The organism is Blastococcus sp. TF02A-30 (assembly GCF_003319185.1).
Lineage (GTDB): Bacteria > Actinomycetota > Actinomycetes > Mycobacteriales > Geodermatophilaceae > Blastococcus.
In genome coordinates, this window is record NZ_QOHJ01000006.1 from 208,194 (window position 1) to 222,383 (window position 14,190).

11 protein-coding genes are annotated in these 14,190 nt (G+C 71.9%); all 11 read left to right on the top strand.

Annotated elements, in window-relative coordinates:
• The first annotated feature begins 32 nt into the window (after positions 1-32).
• Positions 33-1,262, top strand: coding sequence for a DUF4032 domain-containing protein (locus DQ241_RS14925; RefSeq protein ID WP_113830986.1), 1,230 nt, complete (start codon positions 33-35; stop codon positions 1,260-1,262).
• Between the two features lie 259 nt (positions 1,263-1,521).
• Positions 1,522-2,772, top strand: coding sequence for an extracellular solute-binding protein (locus tag DQ241_RS14930; RefSeq protein WP_233492451.1), 1,251 nt, complete (start codon positions 1,522-1,524; stop codon positions 2,770-2,772).
• Positions 2,769-3,728, top strand: a complete 960-nt coding sequence (locus tag DQ241_RS14935) for a carbohydrate ABC transporter permease (RefSeq protein WP_113830988.1) — start codon at positions 2,769-2,771, stop codon at positions 3,726-3,728. Before DQ241_RS14930 ends, DQ241_RS14935 begins: the two co-directional genes overlap by 4 nt.
• Before the next feature lie 3 nt (positions 3,729-3,731).
• Entirely contained in the window at positions 3,732-4,565 is an 834-nt protein-coding gene (locus tag DQ241_RS14940) for a carbohydrate ABC transporter permease (protein ID WP_113830989.1), read from the top strand.
• Positions 4,566-4,614: 49 nt separating this feature from the next.
• Positions 4,615-5,871, top strand: coding sequence for an ABC transporter ATP-binding protein (locus DQ241_RS14945; RefSeq protein ID WP_113830990.1), 1,257 nt, complete (start codon positions 4,615-4,617; stop codon positions 5,869-5,871).
• Positions 5,872-5,918: 47 nt separating this feature from the next.
• Positions 5,919-7,514, top strand: coding sequence for a glycoside hydrolase family 13 protein (locus DQ241_RS14950; protein WP_304554979.1), 1,596 nt, complete (start codon positions 5,919-5,921; stop codon positions 7,512-7,514).
• Positions 7,515-7,551: 37 nt separating this feature from the next.
• Positions 7,552-8,166: a signal peptidase II gene (lspA, locus tag DQ241_RS14955; RefSeq protein ID WP_113830991.1), complete on the top strand. Its 615-nt coding sequence runs from the start codon at positions 7,552-7,554 to the stop codon at positions 8,164-8,166.
• A 76-nt stretch (positions 8,167-8,242) separates the two neighbouring features.
• A complete protein-coding gene (locus DQ241_RS14960) occupies positions 8,243-9,181 on the top strand; it encodes an RluA family pseudouridine synthase (RefSeq protein WP_113830992.1) in 939 nt (312 codons plus the stop codon).
• 10 nt (positions 9,182-9,191) lie between these two features.
• Positions 9,192-9,974: a CPBP family intramembrane glutamic endopeptidase gene (locus DQ241_RS14965; RefSeq protein WP_113830993.1), complete on the top strand. Its 783-nt coding sequence runs from the start codon at positions 9,192-9,194 to the stop codon at positions 9,972-9,974.
• Positions 9,968-10,405, top strand: a complete 438-nt coding sequence (locus DQ241_RS14970) for a GNAT family N-acetyltransferase (RefSeq protein WP_113830994.1) — start codon at positions 9,968-9,970, stop codon at positions 10,403-10,405. Before DQ241_RS14965 ends, DQ241_RS14970 begins: the two co-directional genes overlap by 7 nt.
• Before the next feature lie 196 nt (positions 10,406-10,601).
• Complete coding sequence (dnaE, locus tag DQ241_RS14975; protein WP_113830995.1) at positions 10,602-14,159, top strand: DNA polymerase III subunit alpha; 3,558 nt, start codon at positions 10,602-10,604, stop codon at positions 14,157-14,159.
• Positions 14,160-14,190 lie beyond the last annotated feature (31 nt).

Sequence of the window (14,190 nt, forward strand, 5' to 3'; positions counted from 1 at the left end):
GAGGGCGCCGCCGAACCCTCGGAGGAGTCCTGATGCGCTACCTCTTCCGCCCGCCGGCCACCGAGGCCGCCGGTCTGCTCAGCCTGCCGTGGGACCAGCCGCTCGAGGAGTGGGACCCCGCGCTGCTGCTCGACGTCCCGCAGCGCGGCATCTCCCGGCACGTCGTCCGCTTCGTCGCCTCCGGCGGCCACGTCTACGCGCTCAAGGAGATCTCCGAGCGGCTGGCCCGGCACGAGTACGCGCTGCTGGGCCAGTTCGAGGAGGAGGGGCTACCGGCGGTCACCGTGCTCGGCATCTGCGTCGACCGCCCGGGCGACCAGGAGGCCATCCTCGTCACCCGGTACCTCGAGTACTCGATGTCCTACCGCTGGCTGTTCTCCCGGCCGCGGGGTGAGCACTCCGCCGAGCGGCTGCTCGACACGATGGTGGTGCTGCTCGTGCGGCTGCACCTGGCCGGCGTCTTCTGGGGCGACTGCTCGCTGTCCAACACGCTGTTCCGGCTCGACGCGGGCGCCTTCACCGCCTACCTGGTCGACGCCGAGACCGTCGAGCGGCACGCCCGGCTCTCGCCGGGGCAGCGCGCCTACGACGTCGACCTCGCCCGGGAGCGGGTCGGGGCCGAGCTGCTCGACCTGCAGTACGGCGGCCTGCTGCCCGAGGACGTCGACCCGATCGAGGTGGCCGAGAGCCTGCCCGGCCGCTACGCCTCGCTGTGGGACGAGGTGACCCGCGAGGAGACCTTCTCGCCGGACGAGCAGCAGTACCGGATGACCGAGCGGCTCCAGCGGCTCAACGACCTCGGCTTCGACGTCGGCGAGATGGAGATCGTGACCTCGCCCGAGGGTGCCCGGCTGCGGGTGGAGACGCGGGTGTCGGAGCCCGGGCACAACCGCCGCGAGCTGTTCCGGCTGACCGGCCTGGAGGTGCAGGAGCGGCAGGCGCAGCGGCTGCTCAACGACATCCGGGCCTACCGCGCCTGGGTGGAGCGCCGCTCGCCGAACCCCGTCCCGGAGGCGGTGGCCGCGCAGCGCTGGCTGTCCGAGGTCTACCAGCCGGTCGTGGACTCGATCCCCCCGAACCTGGCGGGGCGGCTGGCCCCCGCCGAGGTCTTCCACGAGGTGCTCGAGCACCGGTGGTTCCTGTCCGAGCGGGCGGGCCGGGACGTCGGCACCGAGCGCGCGGCGCGCTCGTACTTCGCCACCGTGCTGCCCCGCACGCCCGAGGAGGTCACCACTCCTTCGGCGACCCTCGGTCGCAACTGACAGCGACGACACGACAGAACCGGCGCCGCCCGGGTCACGGGACGGCAACGGGCTGATTTGCGAGCCGCTGTGAGCTGCGCCACTCTCGTGGAGCCGCGCTGATCAACTGCACGCGACGCGGTGACCTGCGGTTCCGGACGCGCCAACGGAGGCGATGACTGTGCCGAACGCTCCCGGCCGAACGCGGCGGAAGCCGCGATCCCCGTCGTCACCGCAGGAACGCCGGGGCAGGCGCCGCCTCGGCGGCGCGGCGGCAGCGGTGGTCCTGGCCTCCTCGCTCGCCGCGTGCGGGTCCGACGGCGACGGCGGCACCGCGACGCTGACCTGGTACATCAACCCGGACTCCGGTGGCCAGGCGGAGATCGCCTCCCGCTGCAGCGAGCAGTCCGACGGCGCCTACCGGATCGAGACCGCGCAGCTGCCGCGCGAGTCGGCCCAGCAGCGCGAGCAGCTCATCCGCCGGCTGGCGGCCGAGGACAGCTCCATCGACATCGTGAGCCTGGACCCGCCCTACATCCCCGAGTTCGCCGAGGCGGGCTTCCTGGCCCCCGTGCCCGAGGACGTCGCCGAGCGGGTCACCGAGGACGTCGTGCAGAGCGCGATCGACGGCTCGACCTGGGACGACGAGCTGGTCGCGATCCCCTTCTGGGCCAACACCCAGCTGCTGTGGTTCAAGAAGTCCGTCGCCGAGGCCGCCGGCCTGGACATGGAGCAGCCGGTGACCTGGGAGCAGCTGGTGGAGGTGGCGGAGCAGCAGGACACCGCGATCGCCGCGCAGGGCATCCGCGCCGAGGCCCTCACCGTGTGGCTCAACGCCCTCGTCGAGTCCGCCGGGGGCCACATCATCGAGGAGAACGCACCGGACCCGGAGGACATCCAGCTGGGGCTGGAGAGCGACGCCGCCACCGAGGCGGCCGAGGTGATGCGCAGCGTCAGCGCCGTCGGCGGGGCCGCCTTCACGACCGCGGGCGAGGACGCCAACGTCACCGACTTCGAGGAGGGCGACGCCTCGTTCATGGTCAACTGGCCGTTCGTCTGGCCGCGGGCCCTGGGGGCGGTCGAGGACGGCACGCTCGAGGCCTCCGTGCCGGAGGACTACGGCTGGACGCTCTACCCGCGGGTGCGGGAGGACGAGCCGAGCAGGCCCCCGTACGGCGGGATCAACCTCGTCGTCGGCGCCTTCAGCGACCACGTCGACGCCGCCTACCAGGCGACCGAGTGCATCGTCTCCGAGGAGAACCAGGCGTACTACTTCACGACCAACGGCAACCCGGCCTCCAAGGCGTCGGTCTACGACGACCCCGACGTGCTGGAGGAGTTCCCGCAGGCCCCGGTGATCCGGGAGTCGCTGGAGCAGGCCGCCCCGCGGCCGCAGACCGTCTACTACAGCGAGGTCTCCGGGGCCCTGCAGCGCGCGTACCACCCGGCGACCTCCATCGACCCGGGCCGGACGGGGGAGCAGGCCAGCCAGCTCATCCAGGCCGTTCTCGCAGGGGAGCAACTGCTATGACCCAGACCACGCTGCCGCCGACCAAGAAGACCGCTCCGGTCTCCGCGCCGAAGGGCACCGTCAGCGACCGGTCGCGCAGCGAGCGCCGTCTCGGCTGGATGCTGGCCGGCCCCGCGTTCTTCGTCATGCTGGCGGTGACCGCCTACCCGATCCTGCAGGCGGTCTACGAGTCGCTCTTCTCCTACCGGCTCACCGACCCGGACAACCGGGCCTTCACCGGGCTGAACAACTACTGGGTGATCCTCACCGACTCCCTGTGGTGGCAGTCGATCTGGGTGACCGTGCTCATCACCGTCGTCACCGTGACGGTGGAGCTGGTCCTCGGGTTCGGCCTGGCCATGGTGATGGCCAAGGCGCTGCGGTCGATCCGCCCGGTCGTCCGGGCGGCCATCCTCATCCCGTACGCCGTCATCACGGTGGTGTCGGCCTTCGCCTGGCAGTTCGCCTTCGACATCAACACCGGGTTCGTCAACTCCTGGTTCACCTGGTTGCCGGGCGTCTCGGCCGACACCGACTGGTTCGGCGACTGGGGCACCTCGATCCTGGTGATCTGCCTCGCGGAGATCTGGAAGACCACCCCGTTCATCTCGCTGCTCCTGCTGGCCGGGCTCGCGCAGGTGCCGGAGGTGCTCCAGGAGGCCGCCCAGGTCGACGGCGCGACGTGGTGGCAGCGGCTGTGGCGGGTGACCATCCCGAACATGAAGGCGGCGATCATGGTCGCCCTGCTGTTCCGCACGCTCGACGCGTTCCGCGTCTTCGACAGCATCTTCATCATGACCAACGGCGCCAACGGCACCGAGTCGGTGTCCTTCCTCGCCTACCGGCAGACCATCGCCCGGCTGGAGATCGGGCTGGGTTCGGCGGTGTCGGTGCTGCTGTTCATCACCGTGGTGCTCATCGCGATGGCGTTCATCAAGGGCTTCAAGGTCGACCTGTCCTCGGCGCGGGGGGAGTAACCGGTGTCCACACGCAAGAAGGTCCTGTGGTGGGTCGGCGGCGCGATCATCGTCGTCTACGCGCTGTTCCCGATCGCCTGGATCATCTCGATCTCGCTCAAGGCGCCCTCGGACATCGCCAACGGGCAGTTCACGCCGACGAACGTCTCGTGGGACAACTACGAGACGATCCTCACCGGCAGCGCGAGCGACCTGTTCCTCCCGGCGCTGCGCAACTCGTTCGGCATCTGCCTGATCGCCACGGCCATCTCCTGCCTGCTGGCCATGTTCGCCGCCTACGCCATCGCCCGGCTGGACTTCCCGGGCAAGCGGCTGATCCTCTCCACCGCGCTGGCGGTGGCCATCTTCCCGGTGATCTCGATCGTGACGCCGCTGTTCAACGTGTGGCGCCAGATCGGGCTCTACGACACCTGGCCGGGCCTCATCCTCCCGTACCTGTCGCTGACGCTGCCCATCTCGATCTGGACCATGTCGGCCTTCTTCCGCGAGATCCCGTGGGAGATGGAGCAGGCGGCGCAGGTCGACGGCGCCACCACCTGGCAGGCGTTCCGGAAGGTCATCGTCCCGCTGGCCGCGCCCGGGGTCTTCACCACCGCGATCATCGCCTTCTTCATCGCGTGGAACGACTTCGTGTACGGCATCGTCCTGACCTCCACGGAGGCCGCCCGGCCGGTGCCCGCCGCCCTCGGCCTGTTCTCCGGCGCCTCGCAGTTCGAGGACCCGACCGGGGCCATCGCGGCGGCGGCCGTCCTGGTCACCATCCCCGTCGTGGTCCTCGTGCTGCTCTTCCAGCGCCGGATCGTCGCCGGCCTCACCAACGGTGCCGTCAAGGGCTGACGGCTCTCCCAGACCCCGCACCCACCCGAACCTCCGAGGGGACAGACCGATGGCCTCCATCGAGATGCAGCACATCGTGAAGCAGTACGGCGACGGGTTCCCGGCGGTGAACGACGTCAGCCTCGACATCGCCGACGGCGAGTTCATGATCCTCGTCGGCCCCTCCGGCTGCGGGAAGTCGACCCTGCTGCGGATGATCGTCGGCCTGGAGGACATCACCAGCGGCGACATGGTCATCGGCGGCAAGCGGGTCAACGACCTCGCGCCGCGCGACCGGAACCTGTCGATGGTCTTCCAGAACTACGCGCTCTACCCGCACATGACGGTGTTCGAGAACATCGCCTTCCCGCTGCGGCTGTCCAAGACGCCCGACGACGAGGTGCGCCGCCGGGTCAACGACGCCGCCGACGTGCTCGAGCTCAAGGAGCACCTCGAGCGCAAGCCGGCCAACCTCTCCGGTGGCCAGCGGCAGCGCGTCGCCATGGGCCGGGCGATCGTCCGCCAGGCCGAGGCGTTCCTGTTCGACGAGCCGCTGTCCAACCTCGACGCCAAGCTGCGCGGCCAGATGCGCACCGAGATCTCGCGGCTCCAGCGGCGCCTGGGCATCACCACGGTCTACGTCACCCACGACCAGACCGAGGCCATGACGCTCGGGGACCGGGTCTGCGTCCTGCGCAAGGGCAAGATCCAGCAGGTCGCCTCACCCCGGGAGCTCTACGAGCAGCCGGTCAACCTGTTCGTCGCCGGCTTCATCGGCTCCCCGCCGATGAACTTCCTGCCGGCCTCCTTGGAGGGCACCGCGCTGCAGACGCCCTTCGGCGCGATCGAGCTGGACGAGGCGCGGGCGGAGAAGGTGCGCGGGCGGGACCTGCTGCTGGTCGGCATCCGGCCCGAGTACTTCGAGGACGCGTCGCTGGTCGACGAGGCGAAGCGCCCCGTCGGGTCGACGTTCACCGCGCGGGTCGACGTCACGGAGTGGCTCGGCGACTCCCAGTACGCCTACATCCCGTACGACGCCCCGCAGGCGGTCACCGACCAGTTGCGCGAGCTGTCGCGGGAGCTGGACTCGGAGGAGCTCCGGACGCAGGCCATCGTCTCGATCGACGCCACGAGCCGGATCCGGGAGGGGCGGGATGCCGAGTTCTGGCTCGACGCCCGCAAGATCCACGTCTTCGACCCGCAGACCGGCGAGAACCTGACCCGGGACGCCGAGGCGGGGGCCGAGCTGACCAGGATGGCGGCCCAGGACCGCGTCGACCAGGTCGACGAGGCCCGCGGCGGCGCGACCCCGGTGGGCGCCGGCTGACGCCCGGGGCGGAGTGGTGGCGCGCCGCCGTCGTCTACGAGGTCTACCTGCGCAGCTTCGCCGACTCCGACGGCGACGGGGTCGGTGACCTCGGGGGGCTGCGCGGGCGGCTCGGCCACCTCGTCGACCTGGGCGTGGACGCCGTCTGGCTCACGCCGTGGTACCCGTCCCCGATGGCCGACGGCGGCTACGACGTCGCGGACTACCGCGGGATCGACCCGCGGTTCGGCACGCTCGCCGACGCCGACGCGCTGCTCGCCGAGGCCCACGCGCTGGGCCTGCGGGTGGTCGTCGACCTGGTGGCCAACCACACCTCCGAGCAGCACCCGTGGTTCCGGGCGGCGCTGGCCGCCGGCCCGGGCTCGCCGGAGCGGGAGAGGTACTTCTTCCGCGACGGGCGGGCGGACGGGGAGGAGCCGCCCAACGACTGGGTGAGCGCCTTCGGCGGGCCGGCGTGGACCCGTGTCCGGGAAGCCGACGGGCGGCCGGGCCAGTGGTACCTGCACCTGTTCGCCCCCGAGCAGCCCGACCTCGACTGGACCCATCCCGGGGTGGGCGACGACTTCGACGCGATCCTGCGGTTCTGGCTCGACCGGGGCATCGACGGGATCCGCGTGGACGCCGCCCCGGCCATGGCCAAGGTGCCCGGGCTGCCGGACGCCGGTCACGGGCCGGGCGCCTCGTTCGAGTCGCGGACCTGGGTGGGCAACCCGCACTGGGACGTCGAGGAGGTGCACGACATCCTGCGCCGCTGGCGGCGGATCGGGGACTCCTACGACGGCGACCGGGTGTTCGTCACCGAGGCCGTCGTCAACGGTCCCGAGCGGCTGAGCCGCTACGTGCGCCCGGACGAGATGCACACGAGCTTCAACTTCGACTACCTCACCTGCCCGTGGGACGCGGCGCGGCTGAGGAGCGTCATCGACGCCAGCCTGGCCGCCCTGGCACCCGTCGGGGCACCGGCCACCTGGGTGCTGTCCAGCCACGACGAGACTCGGCACGCCACCCGCTTCGGGCGGGCCGACACCTCCGCGACGACCGGCGCTGGTGCGCCGGCGGACCCCGGTCCGGCGGACCCGGCGCTGGGTCTGCGCCGGGCACGCGCGGCGGCGCTGCTGACCCTGGCCCTGCCCGGCTCGGCCTACGTCTACCAGGGGGAGGAGCTCGGCCTGCCGGAGGTCGAGGACCTGCCCGAGGAGCTGCTCCAGGACCCGACGTGGGAGCGGTCGGGGCACACCGTGCGCGGGCGCGACGGCTGCCGGGTGCCCCTGCCGTGGGAGGGCGACCGGCCGCCGTTCGGTTTCACCGCGCCGGGCGTCGCCCCGTGGCTGCCGCAGCCGGCCGGGTGGGGGCCGCTCACCGTGGCCGCGCAGCGCGCGGACCCCGGCTCGACGCTGAACCTCTACCGCTCGGCGCTGCGGCTGCGCCGCCGGGTGACCGCCACGGCCGGGAACGACCTGGAATGGCTGGACGCCGGCGACGGCGTGCTCGCGTTCCAGCGGGGGAGGTCGTTCCGCTGCCTGGTGAACCTCACCGCCTCCTCCCGGCCGCTGGCCGGCTGGGGCGAGGTGCTGCTGGCCAGCGCGCCCTGCGACGACCTGCTGCCACCCGACACCGCCGTCTGGGTCGCCGCGCCGGGCTGAACCGGGGGAGGACGCGGCTATCGTCGTCGGGGACGGCGTGACCGACGATCGCCGCCCGCCTGCCGAGGAGCCCGTCCTGCCCGAGTCCACGCCGACCGACCGGCCCGCCGACGTGCCCGCTCGTCCGGCAGGCCGGCCCCGCACGCGGCTGCTGCTCCTGCTCGCCCTCGGCGTGCTCGCCCTCGACCTGGTCACCAAGCTCGTCGTCGTCGCGACGATCGACATGGGGGAGGACGTCCGCCTCCTCGGCGGCGCCCTCTACCTGACCCAGTACCGCAACGTCGGTGCGGCGTTCTCCTTCGCCGAGGGCTGGACGGTCGTGTTCAGCCTGGTGGCCGTCGCCGTGGCGGTCGTGATCGTGCGCACCGCCCGCTCGCTGTTCTCCTCGGCGTGGGCGGTGGCGCTCGGGCTCGTCCTCGGTGGGGCGGTGGGCAACCTGGTCGACCGCGTGTTCCGCGATCCGGGCTTCCTGCGCGGCGGCGTGGTCGACTTCCTGTCGGTCTTCGGCCCGGACGGCGAGGTGTGGCCGATCTTCAACGTGGCCGACTCGGCGATCGTCTGCGGCGGGATCCTCGGAGCCCTCCTGGCGCTGCGCGGCATCGACTTCGACGGCTCGCGGGCCGGTGACCAGCAGCGGGCCGACGCAACCTGAGGGTCGGCCCCGTCCCGAGGCTCGCCGCGAGCTGGCGAGTGGTGAGGAGGACGGGGTCCTTCTGCAGAATGGGGACGTGACCAGCACTCCCGGCACCCACCGCGCCCTGCCCGTGCCCGACGGGCTCGAGGGCCAGCGGGTGGACCAGGCGCTGTCGCGGCTGTTCGGCCTGACCCGCACCGCGGCCGCCGACCTCGCCGACGCCGGCTCCGTCGTCGTCGACGGGCGGGTGCGCGGCAAGGGCGACCGGCTCACCGGCGGCAGCTGGCTGGAGGTCGAGCTGCCCCCGCCCCCGGGGGAGCCCCCCGCGCCGCAGCCGGTGGAGGGCATGACGATCCTCCACGACGACGACGACCTGGTCGTCGTGGACAAGCCGGTCGGCGTCGCCGCCCACCCCAGCCCCGGCTGGGACGGCCCCACCGTGATCGGTGGCCTGGCCGCCGCCGGGTACCGGATCTCCACCTCCGGTGCCGCCGAGCGCCAGGGCGTGGTGCACCGGCTCGACGCCGCGACCACCGGCGTCATGGTGGTGGCCAAGAGCGAGCGCGCCTACACCGCCCTGAAGGCGGCGTTCAAGGAGCGCACCGTCGAGAAGGGCTACCACGCCCTGGTCCAGGGCCACCCCGACCCGTCCCGGGGCACCATCGACGCCCCGATCGACCGGCACCCCCGGCACGACTGGAAGTTCGCCGTCGTGACCGGCGGGCGGCCGTCGATCACCCACTACGAGGTCATCGAGGCGTTCCCCGCGGCGAGCCTGGTCGACATCAAGCTGGAGACGGGGCGCACGCACCAGATCCGCGTGCACTTCTCCGCCCTGCGGCACCCGTGCGTGGGGGACATGACCTACGGCGCCGACCCGACGCTGGCCGCCCGGCTGGGGGTCGCGCGGCAGTGGCTGCACGCCGTCCGGCTCGGCTTCCCCCACCCGGCCGACGGCCGGTGGGTGGAGTTCACCAGCGAGTACCCGCCCGACCTCGCCGGCGCGCTGGCCGTCCTGCGCGCCGAGGCCTGACCGCGCTGCCGTGACCGGGCTGCCGACCTCGCTCGCCGACTTCGGGCCGGCGGCCCTGGCGGCCGTCGTCGCCGCCGCCTACCTGGTGGTCGGGGAGCCGGTCGCCGGGCACGTGCTGCACCGCCGGTTCGAGGGCCGGTTGCGCACCGATCCCGGCGCCCGCCGGTCGTTCTACGGCCGGCTGCTGGTGCTCGAGTGGGGCCTGGCGCTGGTGGCGTTCGCGGTTTTCCTCGGGGCCACCGACGTCGGCGCGGCCGCCGTCGGCCTCACCTGGCCGCGGTCGTGGCCGGGGCCGCTCACCGGGGTGGTGGTGCTGCTCGTGCTGCTGTTCGTCGTCGCCTCGACCCGCGCGCTGCGCGGTGGGGCGCTGCTCGAGGCCGCCGCGGTGCGCCGCCCGGGGGAGGGGCGGCACGCGGAGCCCTCCGGCCACTCCACGCTGGCGCTGCTGCCCCGCACGACGCGGGAGCGGCGGCTGTTCACCGTCGTCGGCATCACCGCCGGCGTCTGCGAGGAGTGGCTCTACCGCGGCTTCTTCCTCGCCGTGGTGAGCGCGGTCGCCGGCGGGCTGCCGGCCTGGTTGCTCGTGCTCGTCGCCGCGGTCGCGTTCGGGCTGGCGCACGCCTACCAGGGGCGGTCGGGGATCGTGCTCACCGGCGTGCTCGGCGGCGTCATGGCCGCGCTGTACCTGGACACCGGGTCGCTGCTGCTGCCGGTGCTGCTGCACGCGCTCATCGACCTCCGGTTCCTGCTGGTGCCCTCACGGGTGCTGCCCGCCGGGCGGCCCGCGTGGTGAGCGCCCACGTCGCCGGCCCCGACGACTGGGCCGAGATCGTCGACCTGCGCACGCGGGTGTTCGTCGTCGAGCAGGGCGTGCCGCCGGAGATCGAGCAGGACGACCGCGACGCCACGGCGGTGCACGCGCTCGTCCGGGACGACGACGGGCGGGTGGTGGCCACCGGCCGGCTGCTGCTGCCGGACGACGGCTCGGGGACGGCGGTGATCGGGCGGATGGCCGCCGACGCGAGTGCCCGGGGACGCGGGTTCGGCGCTGCGGTGCTCGCGGAGCTGCACCGGCAGGCGCGGGCCCGGGGCGCGGCTGCCGTCGAGCTGCACGCCCAGGTCGGCGCCCGGCGGTTCTACGAGCGGGCCGGCTACGCGGCCGTCGGCGCGGAGTACGAGGAGGCCGGCATCGTGCACGTCACGATGCGCCGCGAGCTCTGCTGAGCCAGGTGTGACCGATCGGTCCGGTGTGAGCAGACACGTCCTGTCAGACCCTCGGCGTAGACACGAACCAGTGCGAGGATCGGAGCACCCCCGCAGGACCCGCCCCGATGCCACGCCCCACCGGTCTTCCCCGCCGGTCGCAGGCCGCGGTCCTCGCCGGCCGGCACGCACGACCAGTTGAGGAGCACGACCGCCCGTGAGCAGTTCTTCGTCCTTCGCGCACCTGCACGTGCACACCGAGTACTCGATGCTCGACGGTGCCGCCAAGCTGCCCGAGGTGACCAAGGCGGCCGCGGAGCAGGGGATGCCGGCGCTGGCCATGACCGACCACGGCAACGTGTTCGGCGCCTACGACTTCTACAAGCAGGCCAACGCCGCCGGGGTCAAGCCGATCATCGGCATGGAGGGCTACTACACGCCCGGTTCCCGCTTCGACCGCGCGCCGTTCGACTTCGGCGACAACCTCATCGACGAGGAGGGCGACGGCGGGTCCAACCGCGGCAAGGCCGCGTACACGCACATGACGTTGCTGGCCCGCACCACCGAGGGGATGCACAACCTCTTCCGCATCTCCTCCCTGGCCAGCCTCGAGGGGCAGTACCGCAAGCCGCGCTTCGACCGCGACCTGCTGGAGAAGTACGGCACGGGCCTCATCGCCACCACCGGCTGCCCGTCGGGCGAGGTCAACATGTGGCTGCGCGCCGGCAAGGAGGACAAGGCGCGCCAGGCGGCGGCGGACTTCCAGGACATCTTCGGGCGGGAGAACTTCTACGCCGAGCTGATGGACCACGGGCTCTCGATCGAGAAGAAGACCCGCCCGGCGCTGCTGGCGATCGCCAAGGACCTCGGCATCCCGCTGCTGGCGACCAACGACCTGCACTACACGCACAAGGAGGACGCCGAGGCGCACGACGCCCTGCTGTGCATCCAGACCGGGTCCCGGCTCAACGAGCCCAACCGCTTCAAGTTCAACGGCGACGGCTACTACCTGAAGAGCGCCGCCGAGATGCGGGCGCTGTTCCCCGGTGACCTGCAGTCGGCCTGCGACAACACGCTGCTGGTGGCCGAGCAGTGCGAGGTGAAGTTCACCGAGGGCGCCGACCTCATGCCGCGCTTCCCCCTGCCGCCGGGCGAGGACGAGACCTCGTGGTTCGTCAAGGAGGTCGAGCGGGGGCTGCACAAGCGCTACCCGAACGGCATCCCCGACCACGTGCGCAAGCAGGCCGACTACGAGGTCGGGATCATCACCCAGATGGGCTTCCCGGGGTACTTCCTCGTGGTCGCCGACTTCATCAACTGGGCCAAGGACAACGGCATCCGCGTCGGCCCGGGCCGTGGCTCGGCCGCCGGCTCGCTGGCCGCGTACGCGATGGGCATCACCGACCTCGACCCGCTGCAGCACGGGCTGATCTTCGAGCGGTTCCTCAACCCCGAGCGCGTCTCCATGCCGGACGTCGACATCGACTTCGACGACCGCCGCCGGGGCGAGGTCATCCGGTACGTGTCGGAGAAGTACGGCGAGGAGCGGGTCAGCCAGATCGTCACGTACGGCACCATCAAGGCGAAGGCCGCGATCAAGGACGCCGCCCGGGTGCTCGACCGCCCCTACTCGGTGGGCGACGAGCTGACCAAGCTCATGCCGCCGGACGTGATGGGCAAGGGCATCCCGCTGACGGGTGTGTTCGACCCGTCGCACCCGCGCTACAAGGAGGCCGCGGAGTTCCGCGCCCGCTACGAGTCCGACCCCGGTGCGGCCGAGGTGGTCGACCAGGCCCGCAAGCTGGAGGGGCTGAAGCGGCAGTGGGGCGTGCACGCCGCCGGCGTCATCATCGGCCGCTACCCGCTGATCGACAGCATCCCGATCATGCGCCGCGAGGCCGACGGCGCGGTCATCACGCAGTTCGACTACCCGACCTGCGAGACGCTCGGCCTGCTCAAGATGGACTTCCTGGGGTTGCGCAACCTCACGGTCATCGACGACGCGCTGCGCAACATCGTGGCCAACGGCAAGGAGCCGGTGGACCTCGACGAGATCAGCAAGGACCTCACCGACAAGGCCACCTACGAGCTGCTCTCCCGCGGCGACACGCTCGGCGTCTTCCAGTTCGACGGCGGGCCGATGCGCTCGCTGCTGCGGCTGATGCGGCCGGACAACTTCGAGGACATCTCGGCCGTCGGCGCGCTCTACCGGCCGGGTCCGATGGGTGCGAACTCGCACACCAACTACGCGCTGCGCAAGAACGGCCAGCAGGAGATCACGCCGATCCACCCCGAGCTGGCCGAGCCGCTCGAGGAGATCCTGGGCGGCACCTACGGCCTGATCGTGTACCAGGAGCAGGTCATGGCGATCGCGCAGAAGGTCGCCGGGTACTCGCTCGGCAAGGCCGATCTGCTGCGCCGCGCGATGGGCAAGAAGAAGAAGTCCGTCCTGGACGCGGAGTTCGTCGGCTTCGAGGCCGGGATGAAGGCCAACGGCTTCTCCGCCGCCGCGATCAAGACGCTGTGGGACATCCTCGTCCCGTTCGCCGACTACGCGTTCAACAAGGCGCACTCGGCCGCGTACGGGCTGATCTCGTACTGGACGGCCTACCTCAAGGCCAACTACCCGGCCGAGTACATGGCCGGCCTGCTCACCAGCGTGCAGGACGACAAGGACCGCCGGCCGGTGTACCTGGCCGAGTGCCGCCGCATGGGCATCAAGGTCCTGCCCCCGGACGTCAACGAGTCGTCGTGGGACTTCACCGCCGTCGGCCAGGACATCCGCTTCGGGCTGGCCTCGGTGCGCAACGTGGGCCACAACGTCGTGGAGTCGATCGTCAAGGCGCGCGAGGAGAAGGGCGCCTACAAGGACTTGGCCGACTTCATGCGCAAGATCGACACGGTCGCCTGCAACAAGAAGGTCATCGAGTCCCTCGCCAAGGCCGGCGCCTTCGACTCGCTCGGGCACTCCCGGCAGGGCATCGTCGCCATCCACGCCCAGGCCGTGGACTCCGCGATGGGGCTCAAGCGCAAGGAGGCCGAGGGCCAGTTCGACCTGTTCGGCAGCTTCGGCGCCGGCGACCCGGCGGACGACCCGTTCGGCAGCGCGCTGGACATCACCATCCCCACCGCGGACTGGTCCAAGAGCGAGCGGCTGATGTTCGAGCGCGACATGCTCGGCCTCTACGTCTCCGACCACCCGCTGCACGGCGTCGAGCACGTGCTCGCGGCCAACGCCGACACCCCGATCGCGGAGATCAACGCCGGTGGCGTGGAGGACGGTGCCAACGTCACGATCGCCGGCATCCTGACCGCCGTCTCGCCGCGCACGAACAAGCAGGGCGCGCCGTGGGCCATCGCGACGCTGGAGGACCTCGAGTCCGGCATCGAGGTGCTGTTCTTCCCGAAGACCTGGGCGGAGGTCTCGGAGAAGGTGGTCCGGGACCAGATCGTCGTGGTCAAGGGGCGGATCAGCCGCCGCGACGACCAGCCCTCGCTGTTCGGGTCCGAGGTGACCATCCCCGAGCTCACCGACGGCCCGCGCGGCCCGGTGCTGGTGTCGATGGCCGCCGCCCGCTGCACCCCGCCGGTGGTGGAGCGGTTGCGCGAGGTGCTCGGCAGCCACCCGGGCACCACCGAGGTGCAGCTGAAGCTCATCAACGGGGGGCGGGAGACGGTGCTCCGGCTCGACCAGGGTCTCCGCGTGCGGCCCAGCACCGCGCTCATGGGCGACATCAAGGCGCTGCTCGGGCCGACCAGCGTCGCGATCCTCTGAGCCGGGGCGCCGAGCGCGGACCGGCGGGACC